Here is an 18,010-nt window from a genome sequence, read left to right as displayed (position 1 = left end):
ACAAATCATGGCCGACGCGCAAACAGCGCGCGCCGCATATTCGAAGCGTTAGGCATTAAGATGGTGTCGATTAGTTTTACATTCGCCATTGGGAAAACAGAAAAATAGAACAAAAACAATAGGTTAAAAACTGGCCCGTTTATTGCTTGCTCTTCATTGGGTTTATATTTAACAATTATTAAAAGGGTTTTCTTATGAAAATATCAATGCTTTTGTTTGCGTGTATTTTTGCCAGTACAGCAAACGCAGGGCTGATAACAAGCTCCTCCGACTCTTCATTATCAGGGACTACTGTAATTGACTTTGAGTCGCAGACTATTGGCTCGTCTTCTAGCTACACTATTGGTGATGTTACATTTTCAAATGCAGGAACAGGCGCCTTAGAAATTGCGAATTATACTACCGGTGGAGTATATGGAACTTCCGGGTTGGAGCTTTCAACCAGCGCAGCGCTAGGATCATTCAATATTGACTTCTCTACATCGGTTTCAGCTTTCGGCATGATATGGGGTGCCGCTGATGGGTATTGGAATATGAATATTTTTGATGATTCAAACACCCTTCTAGAAAGCCTATTTGTTCCTGCTCAAACATCGCCTTACATTGGTTTTATTGGTGCAAACACAACGAATATTTCTCGAGTGGAGTTTGTCGGACAGTATGCCGACTGGGTTAAAATCGATGACTTTAGCTATGTAACCAAGAGCACTACGTCAGTGCCAGAGCCTACTTCCATTGCTTTGTTAGGTCTTGCATTGGCTGGCTTGGGTTTTTCTCGTAAAAAAGCAAAAGCCATACAAGCGCATTAACTCGGACAAGCAAAAAAAATGGGGCTTTACTGCCCTATTTTTTTGCTTGCGGGTTATGCGAGCGTTAGGCATTGATAATGAGAATAACTCTTGAACCTGGGAAATGGTATGCAGCAGAAATACTTAGTGAAGAGTTTTCTGATTCTATTCGTAGTTACACACCGATAAAAATTCGTAATCTGACTTCTCATGGTGGAGGAAAGCGTATATTTACATTGGAGTTCTATCACGCAAATTACCCTAGTGGGGTTCGTGAAAAAATATATGAGCTCAGAACTCTAGAGAGAAACCGTAACTTTATTCTAGCTGTTTCTACAGAGAACAAGCCCAAAAGAACATTTCTCATACACTCAATTAGTATTGAATGGCTTAATCGACACTTTCAGGCTAATGTAGAGCGAGGCCAAACAGCAGAGGACTGGCTCGAGATAAATGCCTAACAAACAAAGTCAGCGGGACTTTTATTCGTTGCCTTCGGCCAAAAACACTCGCAAAAGCCCTATATCTTAAGCGTTAGGCAACCCAAAGGAAAGCTCGACCGCAGATGTCTATTAATTTTACACCTCCCAGAAAAGTATAAGTAGCCTTAGGCCTTAACATATTGATAATGTTAATATTAACCAATACGGTATAGATGTTGCATTTTTGTAAATATTGAAACAACAACTCATGCCTAAATATCGCATGAGGAGAATTTTGAAGGAAAAAACATGTCCAAGAACCCAATTTATCATGCACTAGCAGTGGCCTTACTCGCAGTATCTAATATAGCATTAGCTGTACCTATTGAATTAAATAGTGGTGGGCCAGGAGTCACGGTTAGTGGCAGTGGGTCAGGTAGTGGGAGAGGCGTCTCTTTTCACACTACGGATTCTTTTTCAATTGATTCCATTGGTTTTGAGGCCGATTTATCAGGTGGCTTGTTCGAATTAGTCATTTGGGGGAGCGATGATGGCCATCAGGTAACCACCGAGTTAGCTGTAGTAAGTAATAGCTTCGGTGACACCTCATATGGGTGGAACGATGTGGATTTTGACTTCACTTTTTCGGCAAACACATACTATGCAGCTAGCTATCGGATGTCAGGTGGCAATCATTTATCAACAGGAATAGAAAGCTTAAAATATCATTATGACTCTGATTTGCCCCATTTCATTTCTGATCTAGGCATTACTCTAATAGATGGATTCGAAGGTTATACTGGAGATAACTTTAGCAATTCTTTGCATGGCAGTTTGCGTATGAATATAGCTGCTGAAGCAGTACCAGAGCCGTCCTCACTTGCTTTACTTGGTCTTGGGCTTGGGCTTGCTGGAATCGGTTTTTCCAGAAAAAAGAAAGCCGCTTAATTTAACAACCTCTATTACAAATAGCCTCGGTTTTATTCGGGGCTTTTTTATACCTAGCAGAAAAATTCACTCTGGCAAATTACCGCTTAGCCCATTATTTAGGTATTAGGTTCGGAAGCAGTGCCATCAAAAGCTGCGAGTCCCAATACCCCCTCTTCGCTCATAACACCTTGTTTATAGCTTCTCTTTTAACAACCATAAAACCCGGGTTAACCGAGGCTTTATAATTTTGCCCACTAAGGTTTGGTTTTAAAATCTTCCGTGGCGAGGTGAATACTTTCGAAAATAGATGATAGGACTTTTGAAGCATCTTCCATTCGGTTTACTTGAATCTGGGAGCTTTCGCTTAAGCCAACGATTTCAGAAATGTCATTGCTTACGTTGGTGTTTTGCCCTTGCTGCAAGCCTACGGCATCTTGTACTTGTAGGTTCAAGTCATGAATTTTACTGAAGGATTGACTTAAAGCATCAATAATATCTAAAGAAGATTTAGCTTGTTGCAGGCCATCCGCGGCTTGGGTTTTGCCTTGATCCATAGCTGAAACGGCTTCATCTGCGGCGTTTTGCAGCTTTTGCACATTTTGTGAGATCAGTTGGGTGGATTGCTGGGTTTTCGTTGCCAAGGTACGCACTTCGTCTGCCACAACCGCAAAGCCCCTGCCCGCGCCACCAGCTCTAGCTGCTTCGATGGCGGCATTCAATGCTAAAAGGTTAGTTTGGTCGGCAATACTGTTGATCACATTGACCACATCACCTATGTCGTCGGAATCTTTCTTCAAGGTCGATATAATATCAGAGGCATGATTGGTGGCATCCATCACACTTTGGCTGATCAACACATTTTGTTTAAAAACCACTTGTCCTTGAGCAGCCTCCTCGGTGGATGAAGCAACAAATTCCGACGCCTTTTTAATTGCGCTATCAATATCATTTCCAGTTTGGGTGAGTTGCTCAACACGTTCATTGGTGTTTTGGGTTAAATCAACTTGGCTTTTTAGCCCCTGTTTGACGGTTTGAAAGGCTTCAACCAAATTATTGATTATCTCTCCCAGCTCTTTCAATTCGCCAAGAATGCGGCTGAGCATTTTACTCAGGTCATTTTGAATAAGCTTCACGTTATCCGTCACCAAGCCAATTTGATCTCTGGTAGTACTTTCAATCTTACCGGTAAAATCCCCCGCTGCAATTTGTTTAGAGACCTCGGTTAAACGGTTTAACGGCGTTAAAATTGTCACGTTAATAAACCACGACACCGCTAAAATACAAAGCAAAATAGTCAGGATGATAATCACATTGGTAAACACAAACACCGAACTTGCTCGGGATTCAATCTGCTGTTTTAACCCTAAAACGTATTGATTGGTTGCTTCAACGGCTCGATTTAAGCTCTCTGTGGGTGCCCTATCAATGCCTTTTACGCTTTTATCTGCCAACTCAATATTGAAACCGGAGCTTAAAAACACCTCATATCCCGCCTCATAGGCACTCAGCATTTTAGGGTAGCTGAGGGAAAAATCTCTCACATGACTGTAAGCAGGATGTTGCACCGACATATTGTTTAAAATAGTGTTGTATTCCGTGACTATGGTTTGCCCGTTTTGAGTAAATCGTCCCCAATATTTTTTCAGTTGCTCGGGGTCTCGACCTCGTATTAAGGTATTTTTCCATTCTTGAACTTGGGTTTTAAAACGCACATTTAACGCAGAAACTTCGGTGATATTGGTCACTTCTTGATTCACAGTGGCAGAATATTCCTGCGTTACTGAATTTATTGAAGACAGCCCAATGTATACAGCAACCAAAATAACCAACAAAATAGAACAAATAAGGAAAAGTAGCTTATTTCGTATATTTAAATAGAAAAATTCAAGCACTAGCGAATATCCTGTACTGTCAGATGAAGAAATGCATGGCGAAATGCCACAACTAAGCGAATATATCTGTCGATAAGCCTATGCTTTTAATATGATATTTTTGTTACAGCTTTTTATTGGACTGTTTTATTTCTCTCTATTTACCGAATTTAGTGGGATAAATGCCCATTTAAGCACCTTATAGGTCGTCATAAGGGAAATATTCACCGTTGACTATTTAGCACCAATCTTTTCAATATCGTTGGCAAACAAGGTTTCTAAATCAGCGCGTCCTTTTTTACTTACTTCAATAAGCTCGCTCAAATCGGAATCGGCCTCAAGCACCTCTTTTAGAATTTTTTCATCGTGCTTTTCAAAAATGTCACACATGTGCTCAGCTTGTTTTTTGTCAAAGCCAAAATCTTCTAGTACAAATTCAGCTGCCCGCAATCCTGACCAAAATAGTTCTCTCACAAAACGCAAGTTTTCGACCTTCGACAAACGCATTACTGCACCACGGTTACGCGCTCTAACCACCATTTTCACATGGGGAAACTGCTCGCTGACCAAGGCAACAATTTTGAATGTATCTTCGATATTATCCACTGCAATTAATAAGATAGATGCCTTTTCGATACCCGATACTTTTAATAAATCTAATCGAGTGGCATCACCATAGAACACTTTATTACCGAACTTTTTAACAAAGGCAATGTGTTCAGCATCTTTATCCAGCGCAGTGAAAGGAATTTTATTCGCTGCCAAAATACGCCCTGTCACTTGCCCAAAACGACCAAAACCTGCAATTAACACTCGCGGCTCATCGGTGTCTCGTTGGGAGTCGTAAACGGCTGGACAGTTGTGACTGTTAAACCAAATACTATGCAATATCACCAACGGAGAAGTTAGCGCCATGGATACCCCAACAACCAAAGTAACTTGGCTAGCTAAGGTCGGCTCAAGAATATTGGCAACCCCAGCCGCGCCCATGACCACAAAAGCAAACTCACCACCTTGAGATAGCATCAGAGCAATGCGCATTGAATCTGTATTGGTTTGTTTCGACACCTTAAGTATGCTGAAAATTATCAGGGTTTTAATTGCAATAAGGGTTAATGCAGCAGCCACTATTATTAACGGGTTGGCTAAAAACAATGCGATATCTAAATTCATTCCAATGGCAATAAAGAATAAACCTAACAATAGTCCTTTAAAGGGTTCAATTTCCGCTTCCAATTGATGTTTAAAACTTGAATTAGCTAACAGCATGCCAGCCACAAATGCGCCCATTCCCATTGATAGTCCAGCCTCTTGCATACCAAGGGCCGTAGCAATCACAATTAATAGTGCCGCCGAGGTCATGATTTCAGAATTACCGTAATGGGAAATCAGTCGTAAAAATGGATTGATCAGGAATTTGCCAATAATCAGTACCGTAACAATTGCCAACACACTCATCCACCACGGCGGGGAGTCCACTTCAGCTATAGTGGAAAAGCTTTGTACTAATAGCAGTATGGGTATCACCGCTAAATCTTGCATCAATAAGATTGAAAAGCCTTTTTGACCTGGTGGGGTTTTCAGAATATTTTGATTTTCCATTAACTGAATCGCAAAGGCCGTTGAAGATAATGCCACCGCCAAACCAATCACTATGGCAGCTAGCCAATCAGTAGCAAGCAGGTACTTCACGGCCAAGGCAATAACGCTGGCACTGAGAAATAGCTGTCCTCCGCCGGTAAAGACTATCTGGTCGCGCATTTTTAAAAGCTTTTTGGGCTCTAATTCTAAACCAATGATGAAGAGTAAAAATACAACACCAAGTTCTGCAAAATGCAAAATGGTTTCCGGTGTCGATACCCAATCCATAATGGACGGACCGATTACCATACCCGCCACCAAATAACCTAATATTGCTCCCAATTTCAAGCGCTTGAAAATAGGTACGGCGACCACAGCGGCTGCCAGAAAAATCATGGTAGACCCTAACAAACTCATAAATATTCTCTCTTGGTTTTGATCTTCACCTAGGTTTCAGTCTTTCTAGCAACAACGTCATTTAGCAAACAGCTGATAATGAGACGGGAAAAATAACGCCGAAACTGCACAAAAAATAAACAGCAGTAGCTTTTTATGTACTAAAATTATTTGGTGCTTCAGAAACAACCCAACTCTAAAAGGTTACTTGAGATGAAAAGACAATACTACATAAGTGATGACTTGAATGATCTAAAAGTCATGCAAAATGAACTTGAAGAACAAGGGTTGAGTACACCCCAATTGCATGTATTAAGTGAAAACGATGCAGAAGTGGAAAAACACCACTTACACGCCATTGAATCAGTATTAAAAAAAGATGTGGTACGCTCCACCGAAATGGGCGCGGTAGTAGGCGCGGTTGCTGCAGCCTTGGTTTTACTCCTAGCCTATAGCATGCAATGGCACCTCACTGCGGCGGGCTGGATCCCATTTGGTTTTCTAGCAGCGGTGATATTAGGGTTTTGTACTTGGGAGGGAGGACTTATTGGTATTCAGCGCCCCAATTATCAATTTAAACAATTTCAGAAATTGCTTAAACAAGGCAAACACGTGTTTTTTGTGGATGCCACCGAACAACAATTAGCCATTGTTGAACAGACTGCTAGTCAGCATACTAACCTGAAATTAGCTGGCAGCGGTGAATCGCCCCCTGAGTGGGTGGTGAAAAGCCAAGACAAATTTAATGACTTTATGAAGGTCATGCCCTAAGGCTTTTGCCTTAAAACCTGAACCTAAGTTTTTACCTAAATAGTCTTCACATGTCTCAGTAAACTGCGACATGTGAAGGCATTAACGTAATCCTAACTCCACATCACGAATGATAAAGTTACCATTGTAAACGGGGTGCAGCTCACCACTTTGTTCAATGGCAAAATAGGATTGTTCTTCTGAGGTCAACCCCTGATAGCCACCAATCACTTGATACAACCAAGCTTCGGTATCAAATTCCAATTGATGCTGCTGATAATAATCCAAGGCAGTTAAACGCTCACCGGTATCGATCACCTGACAGAAATAACCTTCTACCGCTTTTTTGAGCTTGTCTTCGGCAAATTCCACTTCACTTTGTTTTTCAACATGAATTTGATGCGCCGCTCGTTCTGGTTGATAGGCTTTTTGTGGACGGTTTAAGGTTTTAATGGCACTCACTAACTGTTGCAACACTTGTTCGTGTTCCACCCGAGTTACATCTACAGCAGCGGGTTTAATCACCGCATCAGCCTGATTAAACAACATGGGGACTTGGGTTAACCCACAATAGTTCACCGGCACAAAGCTAGGTGAATGTTCCATGTGCAATAAGAAGCCTTTGAGTAATCGTGTACGGCCACGCAACTCCCTAAATCGGCCTAACAACGACAGCAATCGAGCTTGCACAATTGACAACTCTTGGGTCACCCGAGAGAAACTGTGTTGCAAGGTAACCACTAATAAATGCCGTAACTCTCGATTACTGGCGGCTATTTCACTTAGCTCATCAAATTGGAACATTTCCAACTCGCCTAATAATTCGGAGACTTGGGATTGTGCCAATTGGTTTTCACGGATTTTTGCGTCAATAGAAGATACATAACCAAACTCATTATTGATTCGGCTAAACAACACCCGCACATTATTTTCTAAAGATTCAGTTAACGCATAAACATGTTCTGTTAAATCCGACAGGTGCGCGTTTGCTTCGGTAAACCGTTGATGCTGCAACGCTTCTTTATAATGATCAGCTAAGGTTTTTAGGCCTTTTAACGCTGAGCCAATATTGGCATCTATCTGACGATTGCGTTCGTCATGTAAACTGCCTTCGAGCAATTGGCGAACCACATTTTTCAAACGCAAATCGGCGTCTGCATCTGGCCGCCATAAAATTCCCATTTGCACTAAACTGTCGATCACTTTGGGGCTAAATTTAGTTTCATCCACCGTGCCTGACAAATACACCTGCATCAGAAGATCAGCATGTCGACTTAACGCATTAAGCAGCTTAACGCCGGCTTGATGTAAATTCTGATTCATATCAGACTTCCCTGCTGTACTGCGCTATCGGCCTGTTCAGACAAAGACAATGACTCGGTTTCATCAATAAACTTAATCACTTCGTAAAGGTATTCCACTTTACCGGTGGCAATAAATATCTGTTTATCTTGATTGGGACGCAACATATAACCTAGGTCAGTTAGACGTTTAAATACCTGCTTAATCTGCCCGTCCACAGAAACACTGGTGGAACCAAAAAGTTTGTAGTGGGAAATTTTTGCCAGTTGCTCAGCAAATGCCGGGGTATCTTCAATGGTCAGTTGAATTTCAGCCAAACGTAGGGCCGTGCCTTGGGTAACTGGGACATCTGTGCCGCTGGCCTGCTGAACCAACAATAACCATTCCACTAAGGGCACCAAATGACTGGAGATATCCTGAAATTGACCGGTTAATACCTTACGCTCGTTGTCGCCAAGGGTTTGATAGGCTGCGTAATACACCTCGCCTTCGGCGGCACTTGCCAAAGTACGGTTTAACATATTCAACTGCGCTTCAATTTTGTCACTATTGCCGGAGGTTTTTAAGAAGCGCCAACCATCTTCATCACTAATTTGACAGATAAACGCACCAGATAACAAACTCTCTAAAATACGACCTTGTTCACTAATCATGAGTTAACTCCTTGCTCAGCTTGTTTGCGTTTTTGCAGATGCTCGGCAATGGCACTGATTTTAGGTTGAACAACCTGCAATTTACGTGTGGTTTTATCAATCAAATAGCGATTATCAAACAAAGTTAATACTTCAGACTCAGGGTTAGGGAAAGCTCCTACCACACTGATGTTGTTATTCTGGCAAGCATCGAAAATTTTCTTCACGTTGCTTTGGTGTAGTGTACCCAATTCATCAATGGGCCAATGAATAGTAGCGTCTGCATCGCCACGCAACAAACGGGTAAATGCCAACAAAAACTTACATAAAATCAGGTACGCCATACCATGACTGGATGACTCATTTAACTGGCGATCTGTGCGGATCACCAGATTCGAATTACCTTCTTTAATGTGCAGTTCAATGTCTAATAATTTGCTGATGCCACCACTTAGAGCCGCTCGTCCTAGAATGTCCAATACTTTACGCATGCTCTGGGCATACTCATCGTCTGGTAATTCTACAGCACCGCTTTTCATCCAGCCTTGATACAGTTTATTGAACTGGGCTAGTTCGGGCCAAAACTCCAACTCGGAAATACGTGAGCGAATTTTTACCGCCGAATCAGATACACCATCGAGGAAGAGTTCTTCATCAACTTCTTTACTGATCCTTTTACTTTGGCTGGCAATGCGTTTGTCGATATCTTCCAAAACATTATAGTATTGGGTTAAATCAGCACCAAAAATACGCCCTTGCTCTCGTAAACCATGGAGTTTTTGTGGCACCACTTCGTTTAATAATTGCGCCAAATGCACCACCATTCTACGGTGATCGATATTACGAATACCTTGGTCATTCACCACCGCACATTCATCTCTGGAACGTTCCCAAATATCGGCTAAACCCGTACCCGATTGGGCAGCAATAAGCTGGTCAAAGTGTTCCACATAAACTTTGATATCCCCTAACAAACGATCACGGGTTTGCAGTAACTCTTGTCCTTCAGATATACGCTGGGCAATATTCACCGTATCCGGTTTAGCTGCACCACTGGTTTGACTGCTTACCTCGGTTTTCGCCAATCTAAGTTTGCCTAAGCTACGGTTGATACTCAGCACATCGGTATGCTGCTCTCGCGCCGTACGGAGATCTTGCTCTAACTGGATTTGCTGATCTTTACTTTTCTGGCGCTGTTCTTTGAAGTCAGCTTGTTTTTGATTCAACAGGCGTTCCGCTTTACTTGCCGCTTTTTTAGCGGCCGTTAAGCTTTGCTGCCAGGTCACTTTGTAACCAACAAAATAGGTGTCATACCAACGCTGATAATCTTTCACCTTGTGGCGATGGGTGTCTGTGTAAGTGATATCTTTTTGCAATTGTTTTATGCGTTTTTGCAATGTACCGATATCGTCGACATCCACCCCACGGTTATTCAGCTCGTCTTCTTTCCATTGCTCGATTTTTTGTTTGTCTTCCGTTGCAATATCTTTGGCTTTTTTGATGTGGCTGTCCACTATCGCAATGTTAGATTGGATATCTTGAATTAGCTGTTGCCAATGGAATTGATGTTCTGTTTCGGCTTCCCGTTGCTGATCTTTAACCTCGGCAATGGCTTCAGCCTGTTGTGCTTTACACTTAGCTTGTTCAGCTTGAATACTGCTCAAACGCTTTTTATTCTGCTGTTTACGCTGGGACAAAGCATGGGCATATTCTTGTTGCACTTGATCTTTGTCTTGCTGTGCCCGTCTGCGGCTCGCTTCGGCGGTTTTACAGGCACTTTCGGTTTTTGCTTGCGCCAGCTCTTTGTTGCGTACTTCTTCACTGGCTTTGGCCAAATCAAGTTCGGCTTCATTTTGTTTAGCAATGGCTTTATCAAGCAGTAGTTGCACATCACTGAGTTTTTGCTGAAGCTGATTTTCAGTTTCTGCAAATTCCGACATATCAACCGCATGCAAATCCAGTTTCACTCCGAATATGCTGCTGACGTCTTTGTCTAATGTGGGTTTGAGGTCTTTGCGCTTGAACAATTCAGGATGTATGACCTTGCCAATGTTGTCTTGCCAGTCTGGACGCTCTTTACGTAAAAACTCCAGCAAACTATTCTCACCTGGGTACAGAATCCCTTCGATTTTGTCTAACTGATGCTGAGCGTCTAATTGACTGCGACGAGCTTCTTCAAGGATACCATTGGCTTTATTGCGCTCATGGCTTGCCAGCACAAATTCTTGTTGTGCTTTACGATGTTTTTCCCGTGCAGCATCTTCAGCGATACCCGCCTCTTTTAATGTGGCGTCGAGAATATCTAACTGACTTTGCTCAAACTCATCAAAGCCAGCGTTTTTAAGAGCAGCGGTCACTTCTGTATGCTGAGTTTTAAGCTCATCCGAGCGTTGGCGATACTCAGACTCTACGCTAATTAATTGGCTTTGATAGTCATCTCGGATCTGCTGTAGTTTTTGCTGTTCCTGACTCTTTTGTTCTGACAGCTTGTCTTGCAACTGACTTTTTTCTTCAGAATAACCTTCAAGCTCTTCATTTAACTTTTCACTGATCTGGGCGATGCGTTTATTGAAACTGGCTTCAACATCTTGGTGCTTTTCAGTGAGCAAGGTGTATCGTGTTGATGAGGTCTCTAATTCACTTTCCCACTGGGGTAATTGTTGTAAATTATTTTGTAGGGTTTCAATATCCTGAGATTGCCAATCATCGTATTCATTTTCGATTTGCTCTAAATCTGACTCTAACTTTTCCGAGTCGGCTTTAGCCACTGACAGGTTCTGATTCAACTCGTCTCTTTCGTGGGTCCAATCTGATTCGCGCTTCTTACTCGCCAGTTGCAGCTCGTCTAATTCACGCTCAAACTCCACCACGTTGGCCGCCAATGCACTGCTGTCTACAGCAAATTGTTGTTGCAGCTCGGATAGACGATATTCCGTTTGGTTAAGTTGGTGATCCGCTTGTTCTAATTTGGCGAACTCTGGACGTATGGCATCAAACTCTTTAATTAGATGACACTCTTTAATCCAATCTTCTACCCTGTTTCTGCTTAAATTGGAACTCGGCGGTTGCACACCGTCTTCTTCTAGAATAGCGGCAATCATGGCTTTAATGGTTTCCATTTTGCCTTCTTTGGAATGTACCGCTTTAGCTAGTTTTTCGATGTGTCTAAGGTGATTAGCTTGCTCACATAAACTAAATATTCTGGCGTAGCCTAGCAATTCTCGACTATTGGTACTGTCGTTTAAAACACCCCTATCGTTTTGTAAAACCGCTTTAAATTCTTTGGTATTCAGCAGGTTGGTAACCAAAATATTAGCCCGCTTTAAACTACGCGCCAGTTCATTCATGGTCACGCTGCTGTGCTCGCCCGCTTTATTTTTGTATAAATAATCGTTGAGCTCAAAAGGTTTACCAATAAACCGATAATTCACCCCGTTTCCTGATGATGCCAGAACCACTTGGCACAAATCCCCTTCATTACGAGCGTACTCATAAACAATAAAACTCGATTCGCGCGGCAAATACCATTTTTCGAAACTATCTCGGGTAGAAGGCACAACCCGACTTGGGTACTCTCCGTAAAAAACCGGAATAAGTCGTTGCAAGGTGGTTTTACCAGAAGCGTTAGTACCACAGATATTGGTGTGGCCGTTTAATTTTAATTCCACTACACCTGGCAGGTGTGTGTCGATAAGAATAATGCGATGTAACCCAGGCATAAACATCCTAATTTATTATTATGATTGTGACAGCTAACTCGGGATTCAAATGCTTAAATGAAGGTAACATGGAGAAGCAGGTGTAGAATTCCGTACAACCGCTGATTTTAGCGAGGTTTAATGCAATTTAACACCCTAAATATCAGTATTTATAGCCCAAGCAAGGGTTAAAATAAGTAGATATCCGCAACTCAATTGTAAGTAACTGATTTAGCGTCGTGATTCAGTGCTTTTTAAGGTTTTTTCGATAAAAAATTAACCATAAGGGACTAAAAGGAAATTATTTTTAAATTTTTGAACAAAAAATGATGAAAACTGGTTGTTATCTTCTAGGATTAAAGGAACCATAATTTAAAGGATTTAAATTTAACTATGTTTGGATTATTTAAAACAAATCCGATTAGAAAGCTGCGTAAACAATACGATCAAAAGTTGACGCAAGCCATGCAGGCACAGCATGATGGCAATATGCGAGACTATGCTAAATTCAATAGCGAAGCAGAAGTATTGTTTGACCAAATTGAGCAATTCGAGATGAATTCAAACCCGCGATAAACGCAAAACAAGAGGCACTAAGGAACGTTCAATTAACTTATTTGTACTTCTTATCGAAAGCTTATTTGGGGTATTGCAAAACTATAGAATCATCAAGCCCTATGGTGGTTAGTAACGTTTTATATCTAACATCCTTTTTTAATCCTTGTAGTCTTGGATCATTTCGCGTGAATATTAAACAATTCGATTGATATGCTACTGCTTGATTAAATAACTCAAACGCCTCATCTATATTATTTAACAACACATGAACAATAGCCGTTTCATAGGGACACATGTATTCATTACTTACCTGAGCTTCGTTAATTAGAGCCATTGCCTCAGTTTCTTGACCTGCTGAGGCATAAGACTGTGCCAACAGAATCAACGGCAAAGAGGCACGATTACTCAGCTTCACGCCTTGTTTAGCCAAGGTAATGCTTTTTTGACTATTTCCGTTAATATATTCCGCCACCGATAAGTTTAATAACGGGTAAGGCAATGATGGGTGTAACTTAACTTTGTCTGTTCCCCACACTATGGCCGCATCAACTTCATTTACCATTAATAGCGCCCATAGCCCCCAATCAGCAATTTCTAGATTTAACGGGTCCAACCTATCCGCTTTCAATAAAGCGCTTTTAACACCATCAACATTACCCATCGCAGAATGGTAGAGTGCAAAACCTAGCTCGGTCAAAGCAATAGAAGGGTCTTTTGCTTGCGCTTTAGTTAACATGTTCCATGCATCTTGCCATTGCCAAGCATGAACATAAGCAAGACCTAGTTGCGACATTATTTGTGCTGATTCCGGGTTTATATTTAATACTTCAATTGCTGAGGATATGACTTTGGGTAAGACTTTTTTAGGCTGCTCAAAAAAGGTCATAATTACTCGATATGCATTTGCCTTGGCGATATAGGCCGCTTCAAAATTCTGATCAATAGAAATCGCTTCTGAAAAGTAGTCAATTGCGCGAAGCACCGACCCATGAGTCATAAGAGAAAGTTGGTATTGTCCTTGAACATAAAGATCGTAAGCTTGAACATTGTTAGTCGGAACTTTTACGAGGGTTTGCTTTTCGTTTTCAAGCACAATCACTTTTAACGCATCTGATACCGATGAAGCTATTTCGCTTTGAATATTAAATCGATTGGTACTACCAATTTGCATATCAAAGTCACCATCCCACAATAATTGACCGTTCGTTAGGTTTTCGAACTCGACCGTAATACGGATATTGCCTGCATCATCCTCATTAATAACACCGTCTAAAACATAATTTACGTTTGGTATTTTTTGTTTAATATGAGTTCTGGTCTTATTCTCTTTAAAGGCAAAAGATGATGGTGGCGGCACAATCGTAATGCCAGATATTTTTCGTAACCCTTGTATCAATTCTCGAGTAATCTGATCTGCGAAGGGCTCCCATTTAGTGGAGTCTGCACTAGAAACGGATAAGGGCAACACTAAAACATAAGGGGGAGCGTTTTCTTTAGTCGTTGACGTGTTAACTTTCCATAAAAAAATCACGGTCACGAGCAATAGCATAAAAGTAATAGAGATTTTTGCTTTAAGGGACATTTCTCGATTTGCGGGCGGTTGTGAATTGTGCTCCGTTATTGATGGTTGGGAAACTTCATTCACGGGAGCAATAAACTGATAACCACGAGATCTCACCGTCTTAATGACTTGTTGTAAATTACCACTATCACCTAAAATTTTTCGTGCCGATTTTATATGATTACTTAACGAAGTATCTGAGACTTCACGACCATCCCATACAGTTTCAAAAAGCTCTTCACGAGTTACGAGCCTTTGCCGGTGTTGAATTAAATAAACAATTAAATCAAAAACTTTTGGTTCAATAAGCACAGGGGACTTGTCTGAGCGCAACTCAAACTTATTTAGATCAACCTCAATGTTGTTAAACCGATATATCACGTCAACTCTCCACAGGTTCGATCTGACCTAAGTCTACTTCACCGAAAGATTATCCATTCATTATGTAATCGTTAGCTAACCATCATGCTTCATTCTTTCCAATACTGATAATAAAAGTAGGTTTAATCACATAATAAAAGGAGCTCTATTATGCCTACACCAATCGACATCCTTATGGATCCATTATCAATAACGTTACTCGCCATTTATGCAGGACTTATTGTTTTGGAGGCGTTATTACCTGGACAACCTGTGAAAAAAGTAAAGGGGTGGATACCTAAGGCCCTTGCTGTCTTCATTGTATATTTCTATTTATCGACTTATTTACCACTAATATGGGACAAGTATTTATTACCTTATCAGCTTGTTAACCTCGAAGATATCAACCCGTATATTAGTACGATAATAGCGGTTTTAGTATTTGAGTTTATGATTTACATATGGCATCGAGCCATGCATAACAATACATGGTTATGGAGAGCCTTTCATCAAATGCATCACAGCGCTGAACGCTTAGATACCTTCGGTGCTTTTTATTTTAGTCCTTTAGACATGATAGGGTTTACCTTTATTGGCAGCTTAACCCTAACCATAGGTGTTGGACTAGCTCCAGAAGCCATTTCATGGTTTTTATATATCACAATGTTTTTAGCAATATTTCAACACACCAACATCAAATCACCACAATGGCTAGGCTATATAATTCAACGACCGGAGAGTCATTCAATTCACCACCAACGGGGGATTCATCAATACAATTATTCTGACTTACCCATTTTTGATTTGATATTTGGGACCTTTAAAAACCCTAAAGAATTTTCTACAAATATCGGATTCTATGACGGCAGCTCTGCAAAATTAAAGGAAGTGTTACTCGGCAAAGATATCGCTAACGTAAATCACCAAAACTTACCTGAGCAATAGATAGCACTGCAATGTTATATACATCAAGGACTATAAACGCGGCGGCTTGCACACTAATGATTTGTGCAGGCCTTTATAGGTTTTCGACTGATTTTAACAAGACACCCATGTTTATGCCTTTCTCAAAAGATGTATGATTTTAACAAGACACCCATGTTTATATTTCTGTTTGTTTACCTATCTAAATATGTGAATTACCTGCGCGTTAACGTGGGTGTCCTGATTATTAATGTAGGTGTCTTGGTAATTTCTGATCTGCATTTAAACATGGGTGTCTTAGTATACCTCTGTTATATCTAAAATTTCTGATTCTTTTGGCAGAACTAACTCCCTAAAACTAACATTGCAGTTATCTACCATGCTAATCCACACTCACAACATCGAGACAATTATTACCCGCAAAACTGTTCAAAAATTAACCAAGCGTAGGAGTATGAACTATACTATTGCTTGTAAGGAGGTGATGTTTATCTACCAATATTACGGTTGATGTATATCCGTATCGAATAGTAAATAAATGTAACAAGGAGAAGTTATGAGATTTATTCAATATATACAGCTATTTCCATATGCGCTGCTATTATTTTTGCTGTCAGCGTGCACCCTAAACGTCGATGTATCTGAAGATGACGAGCCGATTTCAGGTTCTAGTGTTTACGAGTTATTTGTCATTCAGCAAGATATGGATGACGCTTTTAACATATTATTTGTTCCCGATGCTTCTTATGGCGATCTGGCTAATTTAGCTAATCGTCAAGCCTTTGTGGATGACCTAACCAATGCTATTGAAAATAGCTATTGGCAAAATCAAGGTTATTACTTCAACCTAGGGCGCTTTAATTATTATTACACTCTAGACTCGGGAAGTGTCGTTGAAAACGAGCCCGATGAAGATGGGAACTTCCGTTGTCCATCAATTACATGGCCTAGCTCTATTAGTTCAGACGGCGCTTTTGCCGATGCGACTATATTGATGCACAGCAATGAACTACGCGATTGTGCTTACCCTTCGTCCGGCCGTGCTACCGCTGAGCCGACAAGCTATAGAACTATTGTGCATGAAACTTCACACGCACTGTTTTCCCTGCCCGACGAATATTGCTGCGATTCAAACTACAGTACTAACGTACCTGTTCTGTATGCAACTGAGACTGCATGTGAAAATGATCCTATCAATGCGGCTTGGAGAAACTGTACAAGTTTCGTTTCAGCTAGAGATGGAAACGACTGGTGGCGTTCAGAAGGCGATATCACGACCAGTGCAATTATGTTATCAGGAGGAAATACAGTTTGGGAATTTGGCCCAGCTGATTGGGTAATTATGGAAGCTGCTTATCTCTCGTTTCCGAATGCAAGTTCAACGGGAACCCCCACAATCTTTGCACCAAATAATTGGAATCGTCCCTAATAAAGGAATATAACATGAGATATCTATTACTAATTTTAACGGCTTTATTGAGTGCCGCGCCATTAGCGCAAACGAATAGCCAGATGCCAATCGAAACGCCAAAATTTGAATCAGCAAAACAGCATAAACCAATGGCAAAGCCTGCAGATTACCAACGCATAGCGATTTTAAATATCAACTTAAAATATGACAAAGGTGAAGCGGTCAATGCAGAGCTAGTGCGTTCACGAATTATCAAATCCGTTGCTCCCAAAGTCTTTACGCGACAGATAGGAGACTGGCAGGTGATCATTGGCAACAACCCCAAAAATGCTTTTTTTGTTAATGACCCCGGTTATTTAGAGGTTGAAAATGATGATAAAAATGAAATCCCTTATCATTATATCTCTCGTGGTGCTGACGTAGCTTGGGATCTGGTAGTTCCACTTTATAAGGATGGCCAAAGTATCGATGCTTCGACTATCACAATAAAACGAGTTAAAGACGAAAAACAAATTTTCGAATCAAAAATTTAATCTCAAATAGGCCAGCTAAAACTGGCCTATCTTTTAAATTAAAGCGATTCTATTTTTTGTTTATGAATGAAAACCTTGTCATAAATTAATTAGAAACCGTAACGCAAAACTCTCCCTCGAAGAGTCAAACCCATAACCTGTAATGTATTCCCTCTATTATGCAAAACCAAAGGTCAGCTATTTAACAAGACACCCATGTTTATATTTCTGTTTGCTTACCTTTCTTAACATCTGAATTACCTAAGCTTTAACGTGGGTGTCCTGATTATTACCATGGGTGTCTTGGCAATTTC

General features: G+C 40.9%; 14 protein-coding genes. 8 read left to right on the top strand and 6 right to left on the bottom strand.

Annotation, left to right across the window (positions count from 1 at the left end):
* Positions 1-194 precede the first annotated feature (194 nt).
* The 3 genes from AB6T38_RS18940 to AB6T38_RS18930 all read left to right on the top strand — a co-directional run bounded on the left by AB6T38_RS18940 (position 195) and on the right by AB6T38_RS18930 (position 2,158).
* Positions 195-809: a PEP-CTERM sorting domain-containing protein gene (locus AB6T38_RS18940; protein WP_372548781.1), complete on the top strand. Its 615-nt coding sequence runs from the start codon at positions 195-197 to the stop codon at positions 807-809.
* 77 nt (positions 810-886) lie between these two features.
* Positions 887-1,249 (top strand): hypothetical protein, encoded by a 363-nt coding sequence (locus AB6T38_RS18935; RefSeq protein WP_372548780.1) that lies wholly within the window; start codon positions 887-889, stop codon positions 1,247-1,249.
* 270 nt (positions 1,250-1,519) lie between these two features.
* Complete coding sequence (locus AB6T38_RS18930) at positions 1,520-2,158, top strand: PEP-CTERM sorting domain-containing protein (protein WP_372548779.1); 639 nt, start codon at positions 1,520-1,522, stop codon at positions 2,156-2,158.
* 236 nt (positions 2,159-2,394) lie between these two features.
* On the opposite strand, the gene AB6T38_RS18925 is transcribed toward AB6T38_RS18930, so the two are convergent.
* Positions 2,395-4,032 carry a methyl-accepting chemotaxis protein gene (locus AB6T38_RS18925; RefSeq protein ID WP_372548778.1) on the bottom strand — a complete coding sequence of 546 codons (1,638 nt, stop codon included), beginning with the start codon at positions 4,030-4,032 and terminating at the stop codon, positions 2,395-2,397.
* Between the two features lie 213 nt (positions 4,033-4,245).
* The gene (locus tag AB6T38_RS18920) at positions 4,246-6,009 is read right to left on the bottom strand and encodes a monovalent cation:proton antiporter-2 (CPA2) family protein (RefSeq protein WP_372548777.1); all 1,764 of its coding nucleotides are present in this window, start codon (positions 6,007-6,009) and stop codon (positions 4,246-4,248) included.
* A gap of 192 nt (positions 6,010-6,201) precedes the next feature.
* On the opposite strand from AB6T38_RS18920, the gene AB6T38_RS18915 reads away from it, so the two are divergent.
* On the top strand, positions 6,202-6,759 hold the full coding sequence (locus tag AB6T38_RS18915) for an NAD/FAD-utilizing enzyme (protein ID WP_372548776.1): 558 nt from the start codon (positions 6,202-6,204) through the stop codon (positions 6,757-6,759).
* A gap of 81 nt (positions 6,760-6,840) precedes the next feature.
* Here AB6T38_RS18915 and AB6T38_RS18910 read toward each other — a convergent pair whose 3' ends face one another.
* Genes AB6T38_RS18910 through AB6T38_RS18900 form a run of 3 tightly spaced genes read right to left on the bottom strand, consistent with a single transcriptional unit; the run spans position 6,841 to position 12,391 of the window.
* Complete coding sequence (locus tag AB6T38_RS18910) at positions 6,841-8,061, bottom strand: phosphoenolpyruvate carboxylase (protein WP_372548775.1); 1,221 nt, start codon at positions 8,059-8,061, stop codon at positions 6,841-6,843.
* Positions 8,058-8,693: a hypothetical protein gene (locus AB6T38_RS18905; protein WP_348492575.1), complete on the bottom strand. Its 636-nt coding sequence runs from the start codon at positions 8,691-8,693 to the stop codon at positions 8,058-8,060. The genes AB6T38_RS18910 and AB6T38_RS18905 overlap by 4 nt, the downstream gene beginning before the upstream one ends.
* On the bottom strand, positions 8,690-12,391 hold the full coding sequence (locus tag AB6T38_RS18900) for an ATP-binding protein (RefSeq protein ID WP_372548774.1): 3,702 nt from the start codon (positions 12,389-12,391) through the stop codon (positions 8,690-8,692). The genes AB6T38_RS18905 and AB6T38_RS18900 overlap by 4 nt, the downstream gene beginning before the upstream one ends.
* A 372-nt stretch (positions 12,392-12,763) precedes the next feature.
* On the opposite strand from AB6T38_RS18900, the gene AB6T38_RS18895 reads away from it, so the two are divergent.
* Positions 12,764-12,946 carry a DUF6435 family protein gene (locus AB6T38_RS18895; protein WP_372548773.1) on the top strand — a complete coding sequence of 61 codons (183 nt, stop codon included), beginning with the start codon at positions 12,764-12,766 and terminating at the stop codon, positions 12,944-12,946.
* A 61-nt stretch (positions 12,947-13,007) separates the two neighbouring features.
* Here the strand turns inward: AB6T38_RS18895 and AB6T38_RS18890 are convergent, their stop codons facing one another.
* Entirely contained in the window at positions 13,008-14,870 is a 1,863-nt protein-coding gene (locus tag AB6T38_RS18890) for a winged helix-turn-helix domain-containing protein (protein WP_372548772.1), read from the bottom strand.
* A 150-nt stretch (positions 14,871-15,020) separates the two neighbouring features.
* Here AB6T38_RS18890 and AB6T38_RS18885 point away from each other — a divergent pair, with 150 nt between their 5' ends.
* The 3 genes from AB6T38_RS18885 to AB6T38_RS18875 all read left to right on the top strand — a co-directional run bounded on the left by AB6T38_RS18885 (position 15,021) and on the right by AB6T38_RS18875 (position 17,717).
* A complete protein-coding gene (locus AB6T38_RS18885; RefSeq protein WP_372548771.1) occupies positions 15,021-15,794 on the top strand; it encodes a sterol desaturase family protein in 774 nt (257 codons plus the stop codon).
* 535 nt (positions 15,795-16,329) lie between these two features.
* Positions 16,330-17,202 (top strand): hypothetical protein, encoded by an 873-nt coding sequence (locus AB6T38_RS18880; protein ID WP_372548770.1) that lies wholly within the window; start codon positions 16,330-16,332, stop codon positions 17,200-17,202.
* A gap of 14 nt (positions 17,203-17,216) precedes the next feature.
* Positions 17,217-17,717, top strand: a complete 501-nt coding sequence (locus AB6T38_RS18875; RefSeq protein ID WP_372548769.1) for a hypothetical protein — start codon at positions 17,217-17,219, stop codon at positions 17,715-17,717.
* Positions 17,718-18,010: the final 293 nt, after the last annotated feature.

The organism is Aliiglaciecola sp. SL4, assembly GCF_041538045.1.
Classification (GTDB): domain Bacteria; phylum Pseudomonadota; class Gammaproteobacteria; order Enterobacterales; family Alteromonadaceae; genus Aliiglaciecola.
Note: the sequence above shows the minus strand (reverse complement) of the source record. Positions and strands in the feature narration are given on the sequence as shown.

Coding starts and splice junctions, on each gene's coding strand:
- AB6T38_RS18905 (WP_348492575.1), bottom strand. CDS start 8,693: ATGATTAGTGAACAAGGTCGTATTTTAGAGAGTTTGTTATCTGGTGCG.
- AB6T38_RS18885 (WP_372548771.1), top strand. CDS start 15,021: ATGCCTACACCAATCGACATCCTTATGGATCCATTATCAATAACGTTA.
- AB6T38_RS18920 (WP_372548777.1), bottom strand. CDS start 6,009: ATGAGTTTGTTAGGGTCTACCATGATTTTTCTGGCAGCCGCTGTGGTC.
- AB6T38_RS18935 (WP_372548780.1), top strand. CDS start 887: ATGAGAATAACTCTTGAACCTGGGAAATGGTATGCAGCAGAAATACTT.
- AB6T38_RS18910 (WP_372548775.1), bottom strand. CDS start 8,061: ATGAATCAGAATTTACATCAAGCCGGCGTTAAGCTGCTTAATGCGTTA.
- AB6T38_RS18880 (WP_372548770.1), top strand. CDS start 16,330: ATGAGATTTATTCAATATATACAGCTATTTCCATATGCGCTGCTATTA.
- AB6T38_RS18940 (WP_372548781.1), top strand. CDS start 195: ATGAAAATATCAATGCTTTTGTTTGCGTGTATTTTTGCCAGTACAGCA.
- AB6T38_RS18930 (WP_372548779.1), top strand. CDS start 1,520: ATGTCCAAGAACCCAATTTATCATGCACTAGCAGTGGCCTTACTCGCA.
- AB6T38_RS18895 (WP_372548773.1), top strand. CDS start 12,764: ATGTTTGGATTATTTAAAACAAATCCGATTAGAAAGCTGCGTAAACAA.
- AB6T38_RS18875 (WP_372548769.1), top strand. CDS start 17,217: ATGAGATATCTATTACTAATTTTAACGGCTTTATTGAGTGCCGCGCCA.
- AB6T38_RS18900 (WP_372548774.1), bottom strand. CDS start 12,391: ATGCCTGGGTTACATCGCATTATTCTTATCGACACACACCTGCCAGGT.
- AB6T38_RS18915 (WP_372548776.1), top strand. CDS start 6,202: ATGAAAAGACAATACTACATAAGTGATGACTTGAATGATCTAAAAGTC.